Source organism: Collimonas sp. OK607 (assembly GCF_900111995.1).
Classification (GTDB): Bacteria; Pseudomonadota; Gammaproteobacteria; order Burkholderiales; family Burkholderiaceae_D; genus Collimonas.
In genome coordinates, this window is the sequence record NZ_FOKF01000023.1 from 20,007 (window position 1) to 42,412 (window position 22,406).

The 22,406-nt window shown below is 55.7% G+C and carries 22 protein-coding genes; 10 read left to right on the forward strand and 12 right to left on the reverse strand.

Going from position 1 to position 22,406, the window contains the following annotated elements; genetic code table 11:
* Together BM029_RS16000 and BM029_RS16005 are read right to left on the reverse strand one after the other, a co-directional pair.
* Positions 1-1,749, reverse strand: a complete 1,749-nt coding sequence (locus BM029_RS16000) for a fumarate reductase/succinate dehydrogenase flavoprotein subunit (RefSeq protein WP_092437661.1) — start codon at positions 1,747-1,749, stop codon at positions 1-3.
* An 11-nt stretch (positions 1,750-1,760) separates the two neighbouring features.
* The gene (locus BM029_RS16005; protein ID WP_092437663.1) at positions 1,761-2,573 is read right to left on the reverse strand and encodes a GntR family transcriptional regulator; all 813 of its coding nucleotides are present in this window, start codon (positions 2,571-2,573) and stop codon (positions 1,761-1,763) included.
* Positions 2,574-2,892: 319 nt separating this feature from the next.
* On the opposite strand from BM029_RS16005, the gene BM029_RS16010 reads away from it, so the two are divergent.
* On the forward strand, positions 2,893-4,296 hold the full coding sequence (locus BM029_RS16010) for a GGDEF domain-containing protein (protein WP_371329128.1): 1,404 nt from the start codon (positions 2,893-2,895) through the stop codon (positions 4,294-4,296).
* A 106-nt stretch (positions 4,297-4,402) separates the two neighbouring features.
* Here the strand turns inward: BM029_RS16010 and BM029_RS16015 are convergent, their stop codons facing one another.
* From BM029_RS16015 to BM029_RS26465, 6 genes are all read right to left on the reverse strand, one after another.
* Positions 4,403-4,780: an RT0821/Lpp0805 family surface protein gene (locus BM029_RS16015; RefSeq protein WP_092437666.1), complete on the reverse strand. Its 378-nt coding sequence runs from the start codon at positions 4,778-4,780 to the stop codon at positions 4,403-4,405.
* 208 nt (positions 4,781-4,988) lie between these two features.
* Positions 4,989-5,546: a DUF2726 domain-containing protein gene (locus BM029_RS16020; RefSeq protein ID WP_170851103.1), complete on the reverse strand. Its 558-nt coding sequence runs from the start codon at positions 5,544-5,546 to the stop codon at positions 4,989-4,991.
* A gap of 301 nt (positions 5,547-5,847) precedes the next feature.
* Complete coding sequence (locus BM029_RS16025) at positions 5,848-6,132, reverse strand: hypothetical protein (RefSeq protein ID WP_092437670.1); 285 nt, start codon at positions 6,130-6,132, stop codon at positions 5,848-5,850.
* Between the two features lie 158 nt (positions 6,133-6,290).
* The gene (locus tag BM029_RS16030; RefSeq protein ID WP_092437672.1) at positions 6,291-7,292 is read right to left on the reverse strand and encodes a class 1 fructose-bisphosphatase; all 1,002 of its coding nucleotides are present in this window, start codon (positions 7,290-7,292) and stop codon (positions 6,291-6,293) included.
* A gap of 95 nt (positions 7,293-7,387) precedes the next feature.
* Positions 7,388-10,099 (reverse strand): aminopeptidase N, encoded by a 2,712-nt coding sequence (gene pepN, locus BM029_RS16035; protein WP_092437674.1) that lies wholly within the window; start codon positions 10,097-10,099, stop codon positions 7,388-7,390.
* A 401-nt stretch (positions 10,100-10,500) separates the two neighbouring features.
* The gene (locus BM029_RS26465) at positions 10,501-10,623 is read right to left on the reverse strand and encodes a hypothetical protein (protein WP_256381611.1); all 123 of its coding nucleotides are present in this window, start codon (positions 10,621-10,623) and stop codon (positions 10,501-10,503) included.
* Here BM029_RS26465 and BM029_RS16040 point away from each other — a divergent pair.
* Positions 10,622-11,254, forward strand: a complete 633-nt coding sequence (locus tag BM029_RS16040; RefSeq protein ID WP_092437675.1) for a DUF4136 domain-containing protein — start codon at positions 10,622-10,624, stop codon at positions 11,252-11,254. The two genes, BM029_RS26465 and BM029_RS16040, sit on opposite strands and share 2 nt — an antisense overlap.
* Before the next feature lie 91 nt (positions 11,255-11,345).
* Here the strand turns inward: BM029_RS16040 and BM029_RS16045 are convergent, their stop codons facing one another.
* From BM029_RS16045 to BM029_RS16060, 4 genes are all read right to left on the reverse strand, one after another.
* Entirely contained in the window at positions 11,346-11,531 is a 186-nt protein-coding gene (locus BM029_RS16045; RefSeq protein WP_092437677.1) for a hypothetical protein, read from the reverse strand.
* Between the two features lie 7 nt (positions 11,532-11,538).
* Positions 11,539-12,513, reverse strand: coding sequence for a quinone oxidoreductase family protein (locus BM029_RS16050; protein WP_092437679.1), 975 nt, complete (start codon positions 12,511-12,513; stop codon positions 11,539-11,541).
* A gap of 102 nt (positions 12,514-12,615) precedes the next feature.
* A complete protein-coding gene (locus BM029_RS16055; RefSeq protein WP_092437681.1) occupies positions 12,616-13,527 on the reverse strand; it encodes a DMT family transporter in 912 nt (303 codons plus the stop codon).
* 127 nt (positions 13,528-13,654) lie between these two features.
* A complete protein-coding gene (locus tag BM029_RS16060; protein WP_092437683.1) occupies positions 13,655-15,172 on the reverse strand; it encodes a helicase HerA-like C-terminal domain-containing protein in 1,518 nt (505 codons plus the stop codon).
* A 125-nt stretch (positions 15,173-15,297) separates the two neighbouring features.
* Between BM029_RS16060 and BM029_RS16065 the strand changes: the two genes are divergently transcribed.
* The 8 genes from BM029_RS16065 (at position 15,298) to rng (ending at position 22,401) form a co-directional block, all read left to right on the forward strand.
* Positions 15,298-16,023, forward strand: a complete 726-nt coding sequence (locus BM029_RS16065) for a YebC/PmpR family DNA-binding transcriptional regulator (protein ID WP_092413724.1) — start codon at positions 15,298-15,300, stop codon at positions 16,021-16,023.
* Between the two features lie 11 nt (positions 16,024-16,034).
* On the forward strand, positions 16,035-17,309 hold the full coding sequence (gene purD / locus BM029_RS16070; protein ID WP_092437685.1) for a phosphoribosylamine--glycine ligase: 1,275 nt from the start codon (positions 16,035-16,037) through the stop codon (positions 17,307-17,309).
* A 141-nt stretch (positions 17,310-17,450) separates the two neighbouring features.
* The gene (gene hemF, locus BM029_RS16075) at positions 17,451-18,389 is read left to right on the forward strand and encodes an oxygen-dependent coproporphyrinogen oxidase (protein WP_092437687.1); all 939 of its coding nucleotides are present in this window, start codon (positions 17,451-17,453) and stop codon (positions 18,387-18,389) included.
* 14 nt (positions 18,390-18,403) lie between these two features.
* Positions 18,404-19,084, forward strand: a complete 681-nt coding sequence (locus BM029_RS16080; protein WP_092437689.1) for a nicotinate-nucleotide adenylyltransferase — start codon at positions 18,404-18,406, stop codon at positions 19,082-19,084.
* The gene (gene rsfS, locus BM029_RS16085; RefSeq protein WP_092437691.1) at positions 19,085-19,714 is read left to right on the forward strand and encodes a ribosome silencing factor; all 630 of its coding nucleotides are present in this window, start codon (positions 19,085-19,087) and stop codon (positions 19,712-19,714) included. It abuts the gene before it with no gap.
* Positions 19,715-19,737: 23 nt separating this feature from the next.
* Entirely contained in the window at positions 19,738-20,208 is a 471-nt protein-coding gene (gene rlmH / locus BM029_RS16090; RefSeq protein ID WP_092413734.1) for a 23S rRNA (pseudouridine(1915)-N(3))-methyltransferase RlmH, read from the forward strand.
* A 112-nt stretch (positions 20,209-20,320) separates the two neighbouring features.
* Positions 20,321-20,941, forward strand: a complete 621-nt coding sequence (locus BM029_RS16095) for a Maf family protein (protein WP_092437693.1) — start codon at positions 20,321-20,323, stop codon at positions 20,939-20,941.
* Positions 20,938-22,401 (forward strand): ribonuclease G, encoded by a 1,464-nt coding sequence (gene rng / locus BM029_RS16100; protein WP_092437694.1) that lies wholly within the window; start codon positions 20,938-20,940, stop codon positions 22,399-22,401. The genes BM029_RS16095 and rng overlap by 4 nt, the downstream gene beginning before the upstream one ends.
* Positions 22,402-22,406 lie beyond the last annotated feature (5 nt).

The following is a 22,406-nucleotide window of genomic DNA, read 5'->3' on the forward strand; positions in this document are numbered from 1 at the left end:
CTAAATGACTATTGACGGTTCTGGCTTTGATTCGGCTTCGACCTTGACCCGCAGGTGCCGGTAGGCGTCTTTTTCCTGCTCGTCCAGTGCGACGATGTATGGCTCGATCGAACGTTTGAAGCAAGTCATGCGACCGTTTTCCAGCTTCACCTGGACATGGACAAACCAATCCTTGTCGTTGCGCTCCGGGTAATCGACCCGATCGTGATACAAACCCCACCGGCTTTCGGTGCGATACAGCGAGGCGCGCGCCGCCATCTCGGCGCAATCGCGGATCGCATGCACTTCCATCGCCCGCATCAGCTCATGCGGATTGCTGGCAGAAAGGCGTTCCAGATCCGCGCTGATGGCTTCGAAGCGGCTCAGCCCGATCTCCATCTTGCGCGTCACCTTCGGCGGTTGCAGGTAATCGTTGACCATGCGCCGCAGCTTGTATTCGACCTGCGCCGGCGGCAAGCCGTCAGTACGCGACAGCGGCGCCCAGACGCGATTTCTCTCTGTTTCGACCTGTTGCTCGTCGAGCTCGGCCAGCTCGTGCCCGGCGCAGCGCCGCGCCGCGCTTTCTCCGGCCAGCTTGCCGTAGACGAAGGCGCCTAGCATGTAGTTGTGCGGAACACATGCCAGGTCGCCGGCGGCATACAGGCCGGCTACCGTAGTTTCCGCATGTTCATTGACCCACACCCCGGATGCCGAATGGCCGCTGCACAGGCCGATTTCTGAAATATGCATTTCCACCATCTGTTCCCGATAGTCGGTTCCACGCCCGGCATGGAAGCGGCCGCGGCTCGGGCGTTCGTTGGTATGCAAGATGGTTTCTATGGTGCTGATGGTTTCTTCCGCCAGGTGATTCAACTTGAGGAATACCGGCCCGTTACCGCCTTGCAGTTCGCGATAGAACTCCATCATCATCTGGCCGCTCCAATAATCGCATTCGATGAAACGTTCGCCCTTGCTGTTGGTGGTATAGCCACCGAACGGCCCGGTGACATACGCGCACGCAGGACCGTTGTAATCCTTGATCAGGGGATTGATCTGGAAGCACTCAATACCGCTGAGCTCGGCGCCGGCGTGATAAGCCATGCTGTAGCCGTCGCCGGCATTGGTCGGATTTTCGTAGGTGCCGAACAAGTAGCCGGAGGAAGGCAAACCCAGGCGCCCTGCCGCACCGGTGCTGAGGACCACCGTCTTGGCGCGCACCACGTGAAAATCTGCGGTGCGGCAATCGAATGCCATCGCTCCGGCGATGCTGCCGTCCTGCGCCAGCAATAACCGGGTGACTACCAGCCGATTGGAAATCTCGACCCGGGTGCGCTTGAGGCGGCGATACAGCACTTTCTTGATGTCGTGGCCTTCCGGCATCGGCAGTACATAACTGCCCATGTGATGCACCTTGCGCATCGCATAGTCACCGGTTTCATCCTTTTCAAATTTGATGCCCCAGCGATCCAGTTCTTCTATCATCGAAAAACTGTTTTCGGCATACGCCATTACCGTCTTTTGATTGACGATGCCGTCGTTGGCGATCGTGATTTCCTTCACATATTGGGTTGGCGTAGCGTGGCCCGGAACCACTGCATTGTTCAAGCCATCCATCCCCATCGAAATCGCGCCGCTGCGTTTGACATTGGCCTTTTCAAGCAGCAGCACGCGCAGCGCGGGATTGGCTTCCTTGGCTTTGACTGCGGCCATCGGCCCGGCGGTGCCGCCGCCAATAACCAGCACGTCTACGGTTTGTATATGTGTTTGCATGGTGTTCCCGGTTATTCGGAGGCGGTGCTGCGCGTCTTGTTGTCAAGCTTGCGCGCAGGCGATGGTGAAGCTGTGGCATCAGCTGCTTTGCGCTCGATCTGTAAGCGGTATTGGAAGGCGTCGCCGCGGAAGTATAGGTATTCGAAGTCCAGCGGCGTGCGGTCGGCGCGATGCGTCAAGCGCTGTAGACGTAGCAACGCCGTACCTTCCGGCACGCGCAGCGCATGCGCCAGGGTGACATCGGCCAGCAAGGCGTCGATTTGCAAATCGGCATGGCCCAGTGCGATGCCGTAGTCATTCTCCAGGATCAGAAAGATATCCCGTGTCGCCAAGTCTTCCTTGCGCAAACGTTCACCGATTTCCTGCGGCAAATAAGTAATCTCAAGGGAAACCGGCTCGCGATTCAGAAAACGGATGCGCTTGATTTCGGTGATCGGTACGCCTGCGCTCAACCCGAATTGCTGCGCCACCTTGGGCGGCGCATTGATGATTTTGTGGCTGATTACCTGATTGTAGATTTCATAACCCATGCGCGACATCGCTTCTGCAAAACCTTCCAGCTGCGTCAATTGCTGGAAAGCTTTCGGCTTCGATACGAAGCTGCCCTTACCGGGAATCTTGAAGATCACGCCTTCCTTCTGGAGATCGCTCAATGCCTGGCGGATAGTGATGCGACTAACGCCGAAAATCGCGCTCATCTCACTTTCCGCAGGCAGTTGGGCATGCGGCGCATAACTGCCGTCCAGTATGCGTTCCCGCAAATTCTCCTTGACCTGGGTATACAAGGGAACCGGCGACAGCTCCAGCGTACGAAAATTTTTCATGATGCATTCCCGCCTGTTATGACAGGTTATGTCGATAGCACTGGATGCTACGGAGAATGCCGTATGGCGTGAACGAATCTATTTACAGATGCTTATGCGAAATTCCAGCTACAGCTACTTATGCGCGGAGCGATAGCAGAATTTGTCACGGGCTGAAAAGATGCCAATCTTGCAAGCACTTTCATCGCCACGACCTACGTGATATAAGTTAATTGCTGCCTTGCTTGCCGGAATTTGTTTTCGACTGTAAATTTATGAACTGATGTGTCGCCGCTAACTAACGGAGACGACCGAACCATCATCACGGTTGAGGATGCATATGGACATGAGCGCAACAATCGGCGTGCGGCCAGAGCCAATCCGCCGGGTGACCAAAATTTATACGGCTTTCTTGCTTGCCGTCTTCGCACTATCTCCCGCTGCCTTGATTGCCTACCTGTATTTCTTCCAGGATCCGACGCTTAAGTTCGACAATCACCTCTTCCATGAAATTGCCATTGCTGCGGCCACCCTTGAAGGTCTTTTTATTACCTATGTGAGTTGGCGCTGCTATCGGTCGTCCGGCGAACCGATGCTGCGCTGGCTGACCTTGGGTTTTCTCGGTTTTACCCTGATCTATGCCCCGCACGGCGTGTTTACCGGCATGGCGCATCACAATATCTGGCTATTCCTGCTGTATGGTCCGGCATCCCGTTTTGCAATGGCGATATTGCTGCTGATTGGTTTGTTGTCATTCAACCTGGAACCAGATACGCCAGAACAGCGCGTCAATCCACGCTCATGGCTGCTATGGGTAGCAGTGTTCTTGCTGATCGACATCGCGGTTGCGATTGTCGCTTACTCGCCAATTGCCGGAAGTCCGGCGGTGCGCCTGACGATGGAAGGCGGTGCGCTGTTCTTTTCCGCCCTCAACATCACTATCATGTTGGCCGGCCGCATCCGCTCGCCGCTGATGACGATTTTCGGCATTTCGATCGCTTTGTTCGGCTTGTCATCGTTAGCCTTCATTCTTGGCCGCCCGTGGAATCACATGTGGTGGCTGGCGCATGCCATTTTTGCCGGCGGCTTTTTCTTCCTCAGCTACGGCATCATCCAGGCATTCCACACTACCCGTTCATTCTCCAATATCTACAATCAGGAAGAAATGGTGAATTGCCTGGCGATGTCGATGGTGAGGACTGAAAACGCATTGCAAGAATTGAAGCATAGCAACCAGATGCTGGAGCACCTGGCATCCACCGATCCGTTGACCGGCGCTTCCAACCGGCGTCATTTTATTGAACTTGTAGACGCTGAAATCGCCAGGGCAAAACGGGACAATCTATCGTTTTCCCTGTTGGCTCTCGACCTGGATAATTTCAAGGCCATCAACGACCATTACGGCCATCAGGTAGGCGACGAAGTGTTACAGGGGTTCGTGCAGAAATGCATGGAAGAGATCCGCCCTTATGACGGTGTGGCGCGCATGGGTGGCGAGGAGTTCATGATCTTACTGCCGCTGGCAACGCTCGAAGTGGCAATGGCGATTGGCGAACGCATCCGGTCGGCCACGGAAAGCACCGCGTTTACCAGCGTCGCTGTGCCGAAAGTGATACTCACGGTGAGTATTGGCGTTTCGCAGTTCGGCCACGATGGCAATACCATCGATACGATTTTCCGTGCCGCGGACGAGCGGCTTTACCGTGCAAAAAATCATGGCCGTAACTGCGTGGTTACGACATGAGATGTTACTAGTTCAGGCTTGACCTGATATTTGCTGTATGTGGTTTTGCCACTGATGAAAACCCGGAAAGCCTCAGACCAGTCGAGATAGGAGGCTTCCAACGTATTCATTTTTTTTGCACTGCCCAGTTTCCCTCAGCCGTCTTGCAAGCAGGTATCGACAAAGTCTGATCCTGGCCTTTTGCATGAAGCGCAATATGTATTCTGCGACAGATCCTGGCATCTGTCTTGACTGTGTCCGCAGCACTCAACTCAGCCTGAATAGCCACAGAATTACCCAGACCGTCATTGGTCCATTGCTGCGTCTCGCCATCCCCTTTATTGGTCAGAACACTATCGACAGCTGCGACGAGCGATGTCTTGTCTTTCGGTTTCAGATAGGTCATCGGCGTGTCATTCAAAAACCGCAGGTTTGCCGCATGAGAGGCGGTAATTAAACAACTAACCAAAACGACACTCACTAAAAACGGCAGTTGCTTACGCATTTGAGTTTCTCCATATAGCATATTTAACAATGAATTATTACATATAATTCATCATGGCGATAACAATCAAAAATTTGCCTGCACCCGCAATCCTGAGTTCTTCCGTGTGACGCTCGTCGCTCATGACACTGCCTATAAATCGTAATTTATCGGCCCAAAAGTGCCTGGTAAAGGCAGAGCGATTCAGTAGTGACTGAACTTGTACAGATCAACCGGCTCCGGTGTTGCGATATTTGCCTATGCCTATTCCGAAAATGCTGGTTTGATGAGTCTTGCTCTTCACTACCCGCAGCTTTTTGCTGGGATCCAATAACGTAAACCGCTCTCTGATGTCAGCTTCGCTTGGCAGTGAATTTGCGCGCCACCTGATGATATCGATGCCGGCCTTTTTCAGCGCTTTGTACTTTTGCTCATCCTCTTTGCTGAGGGTCTTGTTGTTATGATTCTTGGTATCGATTTCAATTACCGCAACCACGTCACTGGCTTTGTCGCAAATCACGAAATCCAGATTCTTCGATGTCAGGGTATCCAGGCCGCCGCTATCTTTAGTGCCAAGGCAACGGCTCAAACCGACTTGCGCCAGCACCATGTAATCAGGCAGCGCACCGACCAGTCGCCAGTACATGACTTGCTCGTTGTTCGACAAAGGCTTTTTCTTGATGTATTCACGGCGCTTCTGCTGGATCGCCTGCTTCTCCCGAGTTAGCACGGCGATAACTGCCATGACAATGATCGTGAGCACCGTCAGTGCAATGATTGCTTTCATTATTATGTCCCCCTGGTTGAACGCAGCGGCCATTATATTTCCTTATGGAAATATAATGAAGCCAAAAATGCGGTGTTACCGACAGGTTTGCTCTAGTCGCAGACACAAGCCTGGTATTGACGTGCCGGATCAGAAGGGAGAACTTAAAGGAATCGCAAGTGGCTGCAGGACGCAAGCACGAGTGGACACGAACGGGCATGCCTTGGGGACAGGCGGAGGAAGGGAAAGCGGAAGGTGTCGACCTCCCCCCTTTTAACCCTGTCAGCCCGCTGAACCGAGCTGACAGTATCAGGCTGAACTGTTACTCGCTTAAACCGAAAATCGCGTCGTAGCCGTTCTTGGCGCGATCGGCTTCGTCCAACTCATTGCTCAAGCCCAGGTCTTCCAGCTCTTCCGATGCATTGATGAACTGCTTGCTGCTGGAAGCGCCGATAACGCGGTAGATTTCTTGCTTTGCATTGCGGATGCCGAGCAATATCTGCTCTTGCCGGACAACGTTCAACTCTACCGTCTTGATCAGCAGGTTGGTCATGATATCGTGATCGAATTCGGGGATATCCTTATCTCCGACTAGTGCTGTTTTCAATCTGTTCCTCTTGTATTCATTGATTAATATTTCTGCAAATGCGATTGCTGCAGGTGTGCGATTTTACTAGGTCTGGCGTTTTGCCGTCATCGCACTCCGCGAAGCGCCTGATCTACTTCTGACCAGGCCTCGCAGAGAGGGTTCCTGCTTTTTCCGGCCTATTCCTGATGGTAGCGCGTCACCAGTTCGACTTCGCTCCTGGAACCGAGAAACACCGGCACACGCTGGTGTAATTTCTCAGGCTGGATATCCAGGATCGCCTGCTTGCCGTCAGTGGCTGCGCCGCCGGCTTGCTCGACGATGAAGGCCATCGGGTTGGCTTCGTACATCAGGCGCAGCTTGCCTGGCTTGTCCGGTTCACGCGCATCAGCCGGGTACATGAAGATGCCGCCGCGGTTCAGGATACGGTGGACGTCAGCGACCATCGATGCAATCCAGCGCATGTTGAAGTCTTTTTGACGCGGACCGGTGCTGCCGGCCAGCATTTCGTTGACGTAACGCGTGACCGGCGGATGCCAGTGGCGAGCGTTAGACGCGTTAATTGCAAATTCCTTGGTCTCTGCCGGGATCTGCATGTCGCGCTGGGTCAATACCCACGAACCCATCTCACGATCCAGGGTAAAGCAGTGCACGCCGTTACCGGTAGTCAGCACCAGCATGGTTTGCGGGCCGTACACAGCGTAGCCGGCAGCAACCTGCTTGCGGCCTGACTGCATGAAATCCTGTTCGGTCGGCGAACTCATGCCATCCGGTGCTTTCAGCACCGAGAAAATAGTGCCGATGGAAACATTGACGTCGATATTGCTGGAGCCGTCGAGCGGGTCGAACAAAAGCAAGTATTCGCCTTGCGGATAGCGGTTTGGAATCGGATGGATGGATTCCATTTCTTCCGAAGCCATGGCGGCCAGGTGACCACCCCACTCATTGGCTTCCAGCAGGATTTCATTGGAAATGATATCCAGTTTTTTCTGAACTTCGCCTTGCACGTTCTCGCTACCGGCGCTGCCCAGCACTTCACCCAGCGCACCTTTGCCGACAGCGTGGCTGATGGTTTTGCAGGCGCGGCCGACTACTTCGATCAGCAGGCGCAGTTCTGCCGGAATGCTGTTGTGCAGACGTTGCTGCTCTATCAAATGCTGGGTAAGACTGATACGTTTCATATTACTCTTTCTTTATTGTGGCTCTTCACTGTCTTGTCACTGTCAGCCGCGGGAAAACCCGCGACTAAAAATAAAACTTGCAGTGAAATCAAAAACTAATTGGCTAGCGCTTTGCCGATGACTTCAAGTACATCCTTCGATAAGTTCGGTGCTGCTGCGACGCGTTGCAAAGCGGTGCGCATTTTTTCCTGCAGCGCCGGCGCGTATTTGCGCCAGCGATCCAGGCTGCGCGCCAGCCGTGCCGCAACTTGCGGGTTAACACCGTTGAGTGCGATCACCTGGTCTGCCCAGAATTCATAACCGCTGCCGTCGACCGCATGGAAATTGACCGGATTGCCGCTGCAGAAACTAAAAATCAAGCTGCGCGCACGGTTCGGGTTTTTCAGCGTGAAGGCTGGATGTTCCGACAAAGTGCGGATAGCCGCAACATCGGCAGTGTAAGCCGTAGCTTGCAAGGCGAACCACTTGTCGATGACCAGCGCTTCCTGTTCGAAATCCTTATAGAATTTTTCCAGGGCAGCGGCCTTCCCTGGCGCGCTGCTGTTGGTCAGCGCGACCAGTGCGGCCAGGCGGTCGGTCATGTTGTTGGCGTTATCGTATTGTTGCTGTGCCAGCGTATGCGCATCGGCATCGTCGGCCTGGATCAGATACGCCAGCGCTACGTTCTTCAACGCGCGCTTGCCGGAAGCTTCTGCATCAGGGCTGTAAGCGCCTGGTGTCTGGTTGGCGTGATAAGCGGTCAACAGATCATCCTTGAGCGCCAGGCCTAGCTTGCCGCGCAGGTATTGACGCGACCGGTGGATCGCTTGCGGGTCGATCACTTCGGTCTGCTCTGCCAGCAGCGCTTCCGACGGCAGCGTCAAGGCTAGCTCGCGGAAAGCAGCGTCAAGCGTTGCATCGTTAAGTATCAAGCCGAATGCCGTCCCCAAGGCGCCGCTATTCGAGGCTGCGTTGTTCAAGACGTCTTGCAGCGCAACTACATGGCCGGCTAACGAGGCCCCCTGGACTGCTGCGGTCAACGCCAGCAAGCTACGTGTAGCCAGGCGCTGGCCGGCTTCCCAGCGATTGAATGGATCGCTGTCGTGCGCCAACAGGAAGGCCAGCTCGGCATCGCTGTATTCGACATCCAGCACCACCGGCGCGGAAAAATTACGCAAGATCGACGGCACCGGTGCTTCGGCCACATCGACGAAACGGAAAATCTGCTGCGCTTTGGTCAGCTCAAGCACGCGCGTGGTTTCATCGGCGGCGCTACCTTTGCCGTCTGTGCTCAGGCGCAACGCCATGTCCTTGCCGTTAGCGTCGAGCAGGCCGACCGCAACCGGAATATGGAATGGCAATTTCTTGGACTGGCCAGGAGTCGCGGCGCAGGTCTGCGACAGTGTCAGCTCGTAGGTTTTCTTGGCGGCGTCGTACTTGCTTTGCACCTGCACCCGCGGTGTGCCGGCCTGGCTGTACCAGCGTTCGAACTGGCTCAGATCGCGGCCGTTGGCATCTACCATCGCGGCACGGAAATCGTCGCACTCTACTGCCTGGCCGTCGTGGCGTTCGAAGTACAGGTCCATACCCTTGCGGAAGCCGTCGCGGCCAAACAAAGTCTGGTACATGCGCACTACTTCGGCGCCCTTTTCATAAATCGTGACAGTGTAGAAATTATTGATCTCAACGTAGGAGTCAGGCCGCACCGAGTGCGCCATCGGGCCTGCGTCTTCAGGGAACTGCGCCTGGCGCAAGACGCGCACATCATCGATCCGCTTGACGGCGCGGCCGCTGTCGGTGCCGACCATGTCCGCTGAAAATTCCTGGTCGCGGAATACGGTCAAGCCTTCTTTCAAGGACAGCTGGAACCAGTCGCGGCAAGTGACGCGGTTACCAGTCCAGTTATGGAAATATTCATGGCCGACTACGGCTTCGATATTAGCGTAGTCGACATCGGTGGCGATACGCGAATTGGCCAGAACATATTTGGTATTGAAAATGTTCAGGCCCTTGTTTTCCATCGCGCCCATGTTGAAGTCGCCGACGGCAACGATCATGAAGCGATCGAGGTCAAGCTCCAGGCCGAAGCGCTCTTCATCCCAGCGAATGCTATTGATCAGCGAATCCATTGCGTGCTGGGTCTTGTCGAGGTTGCCGTCTTCTACCCAGACCTGCAGCAAGACTTCGCGGCCGGATTTCAATGTGTATTTTTGCTCCTGGCAAACCAGGTTGCCGGCCACCAGCGCAAACAGATAGGACGGTTTCTTGAACGGGTCTTCCCATTTGGCGTAGTGACGGCCATCGGCCAGGTCGCCCTCTTCGATCAGATTGCCGTTCGACAGCAGCACCGGATATTTCTTCTTGTCTGCGCGCAGCATGACGGTGTACTTGGCCATCACATCGGGACGGTCCGGAAAATAGGTAATCTTGCGGAAGCCTTCAGCTTCGCACTGGGTGAAGAAATTGCCGTTGGACACATACAAACCCATCAACGACGTATTCTTTTCCGGGCTGGTCAGCGTTTCAATTTCCAGCACGACCTTGGCCGGCGCCGATGCGATACGCAATTTTCCGGCTTCCAGCTGGTACTGGCCAGGTTTCAATTGCTTGCCGTTGAGGCGCAATTGCACCAGTTCCAGTTCTTCGCCGAATAGGACGATTTCCTTGCTGCTGCTGGCCGGATTGCGGCGCATCGTGATGCGGGTGGCAATACGGGTCGCTGCGGGATCGAGATCGAAACCCATGTCGACGGTGTCGACCAGGAAGGCGGGAACGGTGTAATCCTTACGAAGGATAGTGAGTGGTGTAGCGGAAGTATCTGTGCGCATGGGAAGTAGTCTGGTTACGGTTAATTTTGATAACTGCGATTGATAACTACGGTTGATAACTATGGCTGGTAACTACAGTCGGCAACTAAGTGGGTCAGCTAAGGATCGCTCAGTGACTTGCTCAGTAACTAGGTTAATAACGTGGCCGATAAGGTGGCCGGTTAGTCTCAATAATTCGGGCAGACTGTGATTCTACCAATCAAAACGTAAAGCTTCATGTGATTTGCGACGAGTTTGCAACCCTATCGGCGATCTGACGCTATCAAACTGCAAATATGGCCTTGGCGTGCAAATTCATTAAAATTGTCATAAAATCATTTATTTGTTTCTATCAAGTTGTGAGCTGGTCGCTCAGGTTACAGAGCGTGACAAAGCGATAGAGCAACACTATGAGGACTTGGCTAAAATACGCATAGTCCGGCCATCTCCGCCAGCCCGACGGAATTGACGCTGCCAACACCAGAGCCGCCTATCAGGCAAGCCATGGAACGGGTCTGCACATCCCCCACGAAGAGGAAATACATGAAACGCATCATTAGTCTCGGTTTAGCTGCACTTACCCTGCTGCTGAGCGGCTGTGCCACCGTCATCAGCAGCGACGTTACCGCCTTTAACGAATGGCCCGCCGATTTGCCGAATAAATCCTATGTATTCGCGCATACGCCGGCACAGGACAACGACCTGGAATACCGGAATTACGAAAATCTGGTGGCTGCAGAACTACAACGCCTGGGATTCGTGCCTGCCGGCAACTCCACTCCAGAATTGAAAGTCGCCCTTCACTACGACATCGCCGGGCGCGAGGTCCGCGTGGTGGAGCCGGTCGTGGCCGACCCGATGTGGTACGGCCCTTACGGACCTTACGGCTGGGGACGACCTGGGATCTACAGCCCGTTTTACGACCCGTTCTGGTACGCACCACAAGTGGTGGGGCAACGCGAATACAACTATCAATTATTCCAACGTCGCCTGAATATCACGATCACGCGCGCCGGCAATGGTCAAAAACTGTATGACGTCACCGTCACCAGCGAAGGCAAGATGAATTCGCTGCCGGCTGTGATGCCGTATCTGATACGCAGTGCATTTACCGATTTCCCGGGGAAAAGCGGTGTCCCGCATCAGGTGAAGTTAAAGGTTGAAGATCAAAAATAGAAATCCCGTAGAAATCTCCCATACGACAAAACGGCCTGTGCTCTCATTTCGATGAGACCACAGGCCGTTTTTGTATTGCACGGGAGTGTTTTCAGCTATAAAACCATTCGCTGGCAAACGTGATGAAACCGATCAGTATCACCGACAGCACCAGCACGATCAGCAAGCGGCCAAACTTGGGCGAACCGTCGCTGCCGGTTGCCGGCTCTTCCGGATGATTCATCGGGTTGTCCAGATGTGCATCCGGTTGCTGCGACTGTTTCAGGGGGTCATTCATAGCTGTCTCAGGGAATCAAAATAGTGGAGCCGGTGGTTTTACGCGACTCCAGATCGATATGCGCTTGCGCCACATCTTTCAAGGCATAGCGCTGATTGATTTCAATCGTGATTTTCTTACTGTCCACCATCTGGAACAGGTCTGCTGCCGCCGCATCCAGGTCGGCCCGACTGGAAATATAGCTAGGCAGCGAAGGCCGGGTGATAGTCAGCGAACCGCGCGAAGCCAGCTCATTCAGGCTGAACGGTGGCACCGCGCCGGAAGCGTTGCCGAAACTGACCATGGTGCCCAGTGGCGCCAGGCTATCCAGCGAGCCGATGAAGGTATCCTTGCCGATCGAGTCATAGACCACCGGCACGCCTTTGCCGCCGGTAATTTCCCGCACCCGTTCGACGAAATTTTCGGTTTTGTAATTGATCACATGGGTGCAACCGGCTGCTGTCGCCAGCGCCGCTTTTTCAGCTGAGCTGACCGTGCCGATCATGGTTACGCCCAGCGCTTTGGCCCATTGGCAGGCAATCAGGCCGACGCCGCCGGCAGCCGCGTGAAACAGGATGGTTTCGCCACCGCGTAAAGGGAAGGTACGGCGAAACAGGTATTGCACAGTCAGGCCTTGCAACGTCATCGCTGCGGCTGTATCGAAACTGATGGAGTCCGGTAATTTGACCAGGAACGCGGCAGGCATCACACGTGCTTCGGAATACGCGCCATTTGGACGCGCGGCATACGATACCCGATCCCCCACTTTGACATGCTGCACGCCAGCGCCAACCGCCTCGATCACGCCGGCAGCTTCCTGCCCCAGGCCGCCTGGCAATGGCTGCGGATACAAGCCGGTGCGAAAGTAGACATCGATGAAATTCAGACCGCAAGCGACATGCCGTATCCGCACTTCGCCCAACCCTGGCTCGCCGACCTCCACGTCGACATACTCCATCACTTCCGGGCCACCGGTCCTCGACATCCTGATTGCTTTTACCATGATTGTTATCACCTCCAAATAGTGCGTCTAACTTCCTCAAATCCCCGTTTTTTGCTCTTTTTTTGCTCTTGTTTTTGTTTTTTTTGTTTTTTCTTACTTTTTCTACGATTTCTTTTTTGAAATCAGATAAATACCAACCAACACCAGACCGGTACCGGTCAATTGAATCGCGGTAATCGGTTCCGCCAAAATCAATGCCCCCAAAAACAGAGTGGAGACCGGCCCCACCATGCCGGCCTGCGCCGCAGTCGCCGGACCGATGCGCGCCACTGCGATCATCGTCATGAATACCGGCAATACAGTGCAAAACACCGCATTAATGATGGACAAGCCATACACCGCCGGCGGCTGTTGCCACAGGATCGGCAACGGCCGTAACAGCACGAATTGCAAAATACAAGCGGCACAAGACACGCACATCGCGTAGGCCACCAGACGCATCGCACCGACCCGGCTCACCAATTCACCCGAGAGCATCAGGTACAGCGCATAACTGATTGCCGCGCCTAGCACCAGCGCGCTACCCAGGCCGATATTCGATCCGCCCAGACGTACATCGTGCAGGAACACCAGCACCGTTCCCAAATAGGAAATCAGTAAAGCAATCCATTCCAGCCAACTCACCCGGCGCCGATAAAACAAGAACGACATCAACAGCACGAACGAAGGCGTCAAGAACAGGATCAAGCGCTCCAACCCGGCAGAAATATACTGCAAACCGAGAAAATCGAGAAAACTCGACAGGTAGTACCCGATCAGTCCCAGCACCACAATCCGCACCCAGTCGCCATTCGACAGCGGCGCTTCGCTACGCGCCTTCCACAAGGCCACAGCAGCAAACAAGGGCAACGCAAACAACATGCGAAACGTAATCAGCAACACCGCATCAACCTGATAACGATATATCAGCTTGGCGACGATCGCCTTGGCGGAAAACAGAATGGCGCCGGCGACCGCGATTGCCAAGCCGCCAAGAAAAATCTGGCGACTACCAGGGTGTAACTTGCTGCTCATTGCTTGCCCGTGATGGAATTGTAATAGGTATGTGGAAATCGCGTTGCTAAGGGAGCGGATAGGAACGAACAGAAAAAATTCGCTCCCCTCCCCGCCGGGAAAACGCAATCACGGAAGACAGACAATCTCACTTCTTTTTCAGCAAGGATCCCAATACGCCGCGTATCAATTCACGGCCGACTTGCGAGCCGATAGTGCGTGCAGCGGATTTGACTACCGCTTGCACCACGCTGTCCTTGCGCCCCGAACCACCGCCGAGCAGCCCTCCCAATACGCTGCCCCACGAAGTGCTTGAACCGCTGCTGGAATCACTTGAAGAATCTGCACCCGCTTCAGCGCCACCTTTGGCAGATGGCGCCGAGGCAGCAGCGGCACGTCCTTTCAGTTTTTCATACGCGGACTCACGGTCGACCGCAGCTTCATACACGCCGGCGACGATCGAGGTTGCCATCAACTGTTTGCGCTCGTCATCTGTGAGCGGGCCGATTTGCGATGCCGGCGGCAGGATGAAGGCGCGCTCGACGATATTCGGACGGCCTTTCTCATCCAGGAAAGACACCAGCGCCTCGCCGACGCCGAGCTCGCTGATGATTTGCGCAGTATTCAATGCCGGGTTGGCGCGGAAGGTATCGGCGGCGGCTTGCACTGCCTTCTGGTCGCGTGGCGTATAGGCGCGCAACGCATGTTGCACGCGGTTGCCCAACTGGCCCAGCACGGTATCGGGAATATCCAGCGGATTTTGCGTGACGAAGAATACGCCTACGCCTTTGGAGCGGATCAGGCGCACCACCTGTTCGATTTTTTGCAGCAAAGGTTTAGGCGCTTCACTGAACAGCAAATGAGCTTCATCGAAGAAGAACACCAGCTTCGGCTTGTCCAGATCGCCGACTTCCGGCAGATGCTCGAACAGCTCCGACAGCATCCACAGCAAAAAGGTGGAATACAGGCGCGGTGCGTTCATCAGTTTGTCGGCAGCCAGGATATTCACCACGCCCTTACCGTTGCCGTCGGTCTGGATCAGGTCGTCGATGTTCAGCATCGGCTCGCCGAAGAATTGCTCCCCGCCCTGCTCGCCGATGCCGATCAGGCCGCGCTGGATAGCGCCGATGCTGGCGGCGGAAATATTGCCGTATTCGGTCTGGAAGCTGGCGGCGTTATCGCCGACGTGCTGCAGCATCGCCCGCAGGTCCTTCAGATCCAGCAACAGCAAGCCGTTATCGTCGGCAATCTTGAAAACCAGCTGCAGCACCCCCTGTTGCGTGTCGTTCAGATTGAGCATGCGCGCCAGCAGCAACGGCCCCATGTCGGAAATGGTGGCCCGCACCGGATGTCCCTGCGCGCCGTACACATCCCAGAAAGTCACAGGCGTCGCCGCCCATTTCGGTTCATCGATTCCGAGTGTTGCGAGGCGCTGCTTGAGCTTGTCCGACGCCGCTCCAGCCTTGCCGAGACCGCCCAGGTCGCCCTTGACGTCCGCCATGAATACCGGCACGCCACTGTCCGACAGTGCTTGGGCGATGACCTGCAAAGTCACAGTTTTACCGGTACCGGTGGCGCCGGTGATGCAGCCGTGGCGGTTCACCAATGCAGGCAGAAGCGTCAGGTCTTGCTGGGCGTTTTTGGCAATCAGGAGGGGATTTGACATGTTTTGGCAGGCTTGGCTGGTAGGTAAATAAGTGGATAAGCAGTGGATTTCAGTCGATTTCAGGAAAGTGCAATATGGTAAAATTGCGCTTTGATTATAGCTAACTCAAGCAAGAAAGAACCATCATGGCTGGACACAGCAAATGGGCCAACATTAAGCATAAGAAGGCCGCCACCGATGCCAAACGCGGCAAAATCTGGACCCGACTGATCAAGGAAATCACTGTGGCAGCCCGTATGGGCGGCGGCGATGTCGATGCCAACCCGCGTTTGCGGCTGGCAATCGACAAGGCATCCGATGCCAATATGCCAAAGGATAACGTAACCCGGGCAATCCAGCGCGGCAGCGGCGGCCTGGATGGCGTCAACTATGAAGAAGTGCGTTACGAAGGCTACGGCATCAACGGCGCCGCCATCATTGTCGATTGCATGACTGACAACAGAATCCGCACCGTGGCTGAAGTCCGCCATGCGTTTTCCAAGTTCGGCGGCAACATGGGCACCGAAGGCTCGGTAGCCTTCATGTTCAAGCATTGCGGCCAGTTGCTGTTCGCGCCTGGCACCAATGAGGACGCCTTGATGGAAGCCGCGCTGGAAGCCGGCGCCGAGGATGTCGTTACCGATGACGAAGGCGGGATTGAAGTTATTTCCGCACCACATGATTTTGCAGCACTCAAAGAGGCATTGGAAAAAGCCGGTTTCAAGGCTGAAATGGCGGAAATAATCATGAAGCCGGCGACCGAAACTGTGTTTTCGGGCGACGATGCGATCAAGATGCAAAAGCTGCTCGACGCCCTGGAAAACCTGGACGACGTGCAAGAAATTTACAGTAACGCAATAATCGAAGACTGAATCAGGTTCTTATGAAAATTCTGGTAGTGGGCTCTGGCGGCCGTGAGCATGCCCTGGCGTGGAAAATCGCCCAATCACCGCGCATACAAACTGTCTACGTCGCGCCTGGCAATGGCGGTACGGCGCTGGATCAGCGGCTGGAAAACATCAACATTACCGATCCTGCGGAGCTCGCGGATTTCGTCGTGCGGGAACATGTCGCGCTGACCGTAGTCGGCCCGGAAACCCCGCTGGCTGCCGGTATCGTGAATATCTTCCGCGACCGCGGTTTGAAGATTTTCGGACCGACGCGTGAAGCGGCGCAGCTGGAAAGCTCGAAAGACTTCGCCAAGTCGTTCATGCAACGGCATCACATCCCGACTGCCGAATATCAAACTTTCTCCGACGTCGACGCTGCCCATCAATACATCGACCAAAAAGGCGCCCCGATCGTCATCAAGGCCGATGGCCTGGCTGCCGGCAAAGGCGTAGTGGTCGCCATGACGCTCGAAGAAGCGCATGGCGCAGTCGACATGATGCTGTCCGACAATCGCCTTGGCGATGCCGGTGCACGCGTGGTGATCGAAGAATTCCTGGCGGGCGAGGAAGCCAGCTTCATCGTCATGGTCGACGGCAAGAACATCTTGCCGCTGGCAACCAGCCAGGACCATAAACGCCTCAAGGATGACGACCAGGGCCCGAACACCGGCGGCATGGGCGCTTATTCACCGGCGCCGATCGTCACCCCGGCATTGCACGCGCGCGTCATGCGGGAAATCATTACTCCCACCGTGCAAGGCATGGCCAAGGACGGCATTCCATTCAGCGGCTTTTTGTATGCCGGCCTGATGATCGACGACAAAGGCAACCCGAAGACACTGGAGTTCAATTGCCGCATGGGCGATCCGGAAACCCAGCCGATCATGGCGCGCCTGAAAACCGATCTGCTGACGGTGATGGAACATGCTGTCAGCGGCACACTGGACACGATTGAACTGGAGTGGGATCGCCGTACCGCGCTGGGCGTGGTGATGGCCGCAGCCGGTTACCCCGACGCTCCGCGCAAGGATGACCTGATTTCCGGGATTCCCGCCGAGACTGCCGACACAGTCACATTCCATGCCGGCACCACCCTCAACGGCGAGCGCCTGACCACTTCCGGTGGCCGGGTTCTCTGCGTAGTCGGCCTGGGCGACAGTGTCAAAGTGGCACAGAAGCAAGCTTATAGCGTGATCGACTCGATTCATTTCAGCGGTGCGCAATTCCGCCGCGATATCGGTTGGCGGGCACTCAAGAAGCATGCCTGATCGGGCACATTTAACACGTAGGGTGGGCTCCCGCGCCCACGCGGGATGCCACGCCGACTTAGTGCCGCAGTGCATTGCAGCGTGGGCAAAAGAACTTGCCCACCCTACTTCTTTTAGCGCAAGCACTACCTCTATCTCTCGATGAGCTTAAACATCACTCCCGACAATCCGGCCGAGGCCGTCAAATTCTACTTGCTCGACCTGCAAGCGCGTATCGTCGCGGCGCTGGAACAGATTGACGGCAAGCCGTTCGGCAGCGATCAATGGCAGCGCGCAGAAGGTGGCGGCGGCATTTCGCGCATCATCGAAGAAGGCAACGTACTGGAACGCGGCGGCGTCGGCTTTTCGCACGTGATGGGAAAAAGCCTGCCGCCGTCGGCAGCCGCCAACCGTCCCGAGCTTGCAGGCCGGCACTGGGAAGCCATGGGCGTGTCGCTGGTCATGCATCCGCGCAACCCGTTTGCACCCACCGTGCACATGAACGTGCGCTTCTTTATCGCCAGCGCAGAAGGCCAGGAGCCGGTATGGTGGTTTGGCGGTGGCATCGATCTGACGCCGTATTACGGCTTTACGGAAGACGTCGAGCATTTTCACCGTAGCTGCCGCGACGCCTTGACGCCGTTTGACGACGCTGGCAGCCAGGATACCGCGCTTTACCCGCGCTTCAAAAAATGGTGTGACGACTACTTCTATCTGAAGCACCGCAAGGAACCGCGCGGCGTCGGCGGCATTTTCTTCGATGATTTCAACCAGTTGGGATTCGAACAGAGCTTTGCGATGATGCAGAGCGTCGGCAATGCTTTCATCCCGGCATATATCCCGATCCTGGCGCGCCGCAAGGATATTCCCTACGGTGAAACCGAGCGCGATTTCCAGGCATATCGTCGCGGCCGCTATGTTGAATTCAATTTAGTGTATGATCGCGGCACTTTGTTCGGTCTGCAATCCGGGGGACGTACCGAGTCCATCCTGATGTCGATGCCACCTGTGGTCAAGTGGCGTTACGACTGGCAACCGGCGGCTGGAAGCCCGGAAGCCAAGCTATATACCGATTTTCTGATCCATCGCGAGTGGGTTTGATGGGCAGTTCTCCTATGACATCCAATCAAACCTCCGGGCCTGGGCCCAGGCCATGTATCGCAGTCCTCGGCGGTAGTTTCGATCCGGTCCATAATGGTCATGTGGCGCTGGCGAAATACTTTGTGACCTTGTTGGCGCCAGACGAGTTGCGGGTGATTCCTACCGGCAACCCCTGGCAAAAGCATGGTCTGCAAGCCACTCCGGAGCAACGGGTGGAGATGGTCAGGCGTGCATTTAGCCAGCAAAGCGTAGCGGTCGTCATCGACCAGCAGGAAATCCAGCGGCAGACCGCGACGTATACGATAGATACGTTGCAAGCATTGCGGGCCGAACTTGGGCCGCAGGCGTCTATCGTGTTCCTGATGGGTGCAGACCAGTTGCAGCACTTGAACAGCTGGCAGGGTTGGAATCGCTTGTTTGACTATGCCCATCTGGGCGTGGCCTCGCGGCCCGGTTTTGCCATGGACGAATCACGGGTTCCAGCCGAGGTTACGCGCGAATTTACACGCCGCGCCGCCACCCCGGAGCAGATTCGCCAGAGCGCGCACGGTTTGACCTACCTGGCGAAAAATTTAGCTGTAGACATTTCGGCAACAGAAATTCGTTCCGCGCTGCACAATGCAAAAAGACCCGATACGCTGGTCCCGGCGGCAGTACTGGACTATATTGAACAACACCATCTCTATAAGAATTAAATGGATATCAAAAAACTACAAAGTCTCGTCATCGATGCACTCGAAGACGTCAAAGCCCAAGACATTCGCGTCTACGACACGGTCCACCTGACCGGTTTGTTCGATCGTATCGCGATTGCTTCCGGTACCTCCAATCGCCAAACCAAAGCGCTGGCCTCCTCGGTACGCGATAAGGTCAAGGAAAACGGCGGCACGATTCTCAGCGTCGAAGGCGAAGATACTGGCGAATGGGTACTGGTCGACATGGGCGACATGGTGGTGCACATCATGCAACCGGCGATCCGCGCTTACTACCGCCTGGAAGAAATCTGGGGCGACAAGGAAGTCAAGTTCGGCGCCGCCAAACGGCTTTCCACCCAGACTGCAGCTGAAGAAGCAGCGCCGAAGAAGGTTTCGCGCCACCTGACTACTTCGCAAGCATTGAAGGCAGAAGAAGAAACGCCGAAGAAAGCGCCAGCGCGCAAGAAGCCGGTCAAGACTGACGGCACCAAGAAGGCAGTCGGCAAAACCATCAAGGTCGCACCATCGAAGAGCTCGGTGCCCCCCAAAAAGGCTGCCGCGCCAAAGAAAGCGCCTGCCAAGAAACCTGCTGTCAAGCGTGCTCCGGCAAAAACCAAAGCAGCTGAATAAGCTGCTGCATCCATAGCATCCTCATGCAGCTCATCATCGCTGCGGTCGGCCACAAGATGCCGGCATGGATAGAAAACGGCTTCGGCGAGTATGCGAAACGCATGCCGCCGGATTGCCGCATCGTCCTCAAGGAAATCAAGCCAGTCGAGCGCTCCGGCAGCAAGACCGCGGAAACAGCCATGGCGCTGGAACGCAGCCGGATCGAGGCAGTACTGCCGAAAGGCGTGCGTATCATCGCCCTCGATGAGCGCGGCAAAGACCTTACCAGTGTCCAGTTATCGCAACAGCTGACCCAATGGCAGCGCGACGGGCGTGATGTCGCCTTCATCATTGGCGGCGCCGATGGCCTGGATCCCGAATTCAAGGCCGGTGCCGATAGCTTGCTGCGCATCTCCAGCCTGACTCTACCGCACGGCATGGTCAGGGTGCTGCTGGCCGAACAGCTTTACCGGGCCTGGTCGATTACACAGAACCATCCTTATCACCGAGTCTGAACCCTTTGCCCCCTGTGATACCCTTGGACGCGCCAATAAGCCACCCAATACCTATGTAACTCTGTAATAATCGCTGGAATTATCAGACGACGCGTCGCCGTAACCGCCAGCAATGAAAAATCCTTTCCAGAAAATCTACCTTGCCTCGAAAAGCCCGCGCCGGCGGGAGTTGCTGCGACAGATCGACGTCGCGTTTGAATTGCTGCTGCTGCGTGACCAGACGCCGCGCGGCCCCGATGTCAGCGAAGAAGTCTTGCCGGACGAATCGCCGCAGGATTATGTCGCCAGGGTGACCATGGAAAAGGCCCAGGCTGCACGCCAGATGATGATCTGGCGCAGTTTGCCGGCACGCCCTATCCTGGCTGCCGATACCACGGTGACAATCGATGGCCGGATTCTCGGCAAACCTTCCGGCAAGGCCGAGGCGATCGCCATGTTGCGACTCTTGTCGGGCCGCACCCATCAGGTCCTCACCAGCGTTGCTGTCATCAACCGTGAAGAATCCTGGCAACTCACCCAAGTTTCCGATGTCTTATTCCAAGAGCTGCCAGAGGCCATGATCGAAGCCTACTGCAATACCAGCGAGCCTTACGATAAGGCCGGTGCTTATGGCATCCAGGGGCCGGCAGCGATTTTCATCGAAAGCATACGCGGCAGCCATTCAGGCATCATGGGCTTACCTCTTTTCGAAACCGCGCAACTACTACAACAGGCAGGCATCCGCATTTTATGAGCGAAGACATCCTCGTCAATATCACCCCCCAGGAAACGCGCGTTGCGCTGATTTTCCAGGGAGCGGTACAGGAATTGCATATCGAACGCACGCTGTCGCGCGGCCTGGCCGGCAATATCTATCTGGGTAAAGTGGTTCGTGTGCTACCCGGCATGCAATCGGCATTTATCGATATCGGACTCGAGCGCGCAGCCTTTCTGCACGTCGCCGACATATGGGAAACCCGTGCCCACGATGGCCAGGCGGCGCAGCAGACCCCGATTGAAAAACTGCTGTTCGACGGCCAGTCGCTGACGGTGCAAGTGGTGAAAGACCCTATCGGCACCAAAGGCGCCAGGCTGTCGACCCAGATTTCCATCGCCGGCCGGATGCTGGTGTATCTGCCGCAAGACCGGCATATCGGCATTTCGCAACGGATTGAAAATGAAGCCGAGCGCGAACTGCTGAAGAACAAAGTACAAAAGCTGCTGCCGCCTGAGGAAAAAGGCGGTTTCATCATCCGCACCATGGCCGAAGACGCTTCGGATGCCGATCTGCAGATGGACATCGAGTATTTGCGCAAAACCTGGTCGTCCATCACGCTGCTGGCAAAAAGCAAACCGGCGCCGACCTTGCTGCATCAGGACTTGAGTCTGGCACAGCGCGTGCTGCGTGATTTTGTCAACGACGAGACCACCACCATCCAGGTCGACTCGCGCGAGAATTTCCAGAAGCTGCAAGAATTCGCCGCCAGCTACACGCCGTCGGTCACAGCACGGCTGATGCATTACACCGGTGAGCGTCCCTTGTTCGACCTGTACGGCGTAGAAGAAGAAATCCAGGAAGCATTGAGCCGCCGCGTGCCGCTCAAGTCGGGCGGCTACCTGATCGTCGACCAGACTGAAGCGATGACTACCATCGACGTCAACACCGGCAGTTTCGTCAACGGCCGCAATTTCGACGACACCATTTTCAAAACCAATCTGGAAGCGGCCCACGCCATCGCGCGCCAGCTCAGGTTGCGTAACCTGGGCGGCATCATCATTCTCGACTTCATCGATATGGAGAATAGCGAGCACAAGCTTGCGGTGCTGGCCGAATTGCACAAAGCCCTGCTGCGCGACCGTACCAAGAAATCGGTATCGGAATTTTCCGCGCTGGGCCTGGTGGAAATGACCCGCAAACGCACGCGCGAATCGCTGGCGCATATCTTGTGCGAGCCCTGCCCCGCCTGTAACGGCAAGGGCCAGGTCAAGACTGCGCGCACCATTTGCTACGAAATCCTGCGCGAAGTACTGCGCGAAGCCAAACAGTTCAATCCACGCGAATTCCGCATCCTGGCATCGCAGGTGGTGGTCGACATGTTCCTCGAAGAAGAATCGCAGCATCTGGCCATGCTGGGCGATTTCATTCATAAACCGATTTCCCTGCAAGTGGAAACGGTTTATCCGCAGGAGCAATACGACATCATCCTTATGTAAGGTTT

What these genes read in the sequence shown, in the direction of transcription:
- BM029_RS16000 (WP_092437661.1), bottom strand. Translation starts at nt 1,749, where the DNA reads ATGCAAACACATATACAAACCGTAGACGTGCTGGTTATTGGCGGCGGC.
- BM029_RS16005 (WP_092437663.1), bottom strand. Translation starts at nt 2,573, where the DNA reads ATGAAAAATTTTCGTACGCTGGAGCTGTCGCCGGTTCCCTTGTATACC.
- BM029_RS16010 (WP_371329128.1), top strand. Translation starts at nt 2,893, where the DNA reads ATGGACATGAGCGCAACAATCGGCGTGCGGCCAGAGCCAATCCGCCGG.
- BM029_RS16015 (WP_092437666.1), bottom strand. Translation starts at nt 4,780, where the DNA reads ATGCGTAAGCAACTGCCGTTTTTAGTGAGTGTCGTTTTGGTTAGTTGT.
- BM029_RS16020 (WP_170851103.1), bottom strand. Translation starts at nt 5,546, where the DNA reads ATGAAAGCAATCATTGCACTGACGGTGCTCACGATCATTGTCATGGCA.
- BM029_RS16030 (WP_092437672.1), bottom strand. Translation starts at nt 7,292, where the DNA reads ATGAAACGTATCAGTCTTACCCAGCATTTGATAGAGCAGCAACGTCTG.
- pepN (WP_092437674.1), bottom strand. Translation starts at nt 10,099, where the DNA reads ATGCGCACAGATACTTCCGCTACACCACTCACTATCCTTCGTAAGGAT.
- BM029_RS16040 (WP_092437675.1), top strand. Translation starts at nt 10,622, where the DNA reads ATGAAACGCATCATTAGTCTCGGTTTAGCTGCACTTACCCTGCTGCTG.
- BM029_RS26465 (WP_256381611.1), bottom strand. Translation starts at nt 10,623, where the DNA reads ATGTATTTCCTCTTCGTGGGGGATGTGCAGACCCGTTCCATGGCTTGC.
- BM029_RS16045 (WP_092437677.1), bottom strand. Translation starts at nt 11,531, where the DNA reads ATGAATGACCCCCTGAAACAGTCGCAGCAACCGGATGCACATCTGGAC.
- BM029_RS16050 (WP_092437679.1), bottom strand. Translation starts at nt 12,513, where the DNA reads ATGGTAAAAGCAATCAGGATGTCGAGGACCGGTGGCCCGGAAGTGATG.
- BM029_RS16055 (WP_092437681.1), bottom strand. Translation starts at nt 13,527, where the DNA reads ATGAGCAGCAAGTTACACCCTGGTAGTCGCCAGATTTTTCTTGGCGGC.
- BM029_RS16060 (WP_092437683.1), bottom strand. Translation starts at nt 15,172, where the DNA reads ATGTCAAATCCCCTCCTGATTGCCAAAAACGCCCAGCAAGACCTGACG.
- BM029_RS16065 (WP_092413724.1), top strand. Translation starts at nt 15,298, where the DNA reads ATGGCTGGACACAGCAAATGGGCCAACATTAAGCATAAGAAGGCCGCC.
- purD (WP_092437685.1), top strand. Translation starts at nt 16,035, where the DNA reads ATGAAAATTCTGGTAGTGGGCTCTGGCGGCCGTGAGCATGCCCTGGCG.
- hemF (WP_092437687.1), top strand. Translation starts at nt 17,451, where the DNA reads ATGAGCTTAAACATCACTCCCGACAATCCGGCCGAGGCCGTCAAATTC.
- BM029_RS16080 (WP_092437689.1), top strand. Translation starts at nt 18,404, where the DNA reads ATGACATCCAATCAAACCTCCGGGCCTGGGCCCAGGCCATGTATCGCA.
- rsfS (WP_092437691.1), top strand. Translation starts at nt 19,085, where the DNA reads ATGGATATCAAAAAACTACAAAGTCTCGTCATCGATGCACTCGAAGAC.
- rlmH (WP_092413734.1), top strand. Translation starts at nt 19,738, where the DNA reads ATGCAGCTCATCATCGCTGCGGTCGGCCACAAGATGCCGGCATGGATA.
- BM029_RS16095 (WP_092437693.1), top strand. Translation starts at nt 20,321, where the DNA reads ATGAAAAATCCTTTCCAGAAAATCTACCTTGCCTCGAAAAGCCCGCGC.
- rng (WP_092437694.1), top strand. Translation starts at nt 20,938, where the DNA reads ATGAGCGAAGACATCCTCGTCAATATCACCCCCCAGGAAACGCGCGTT.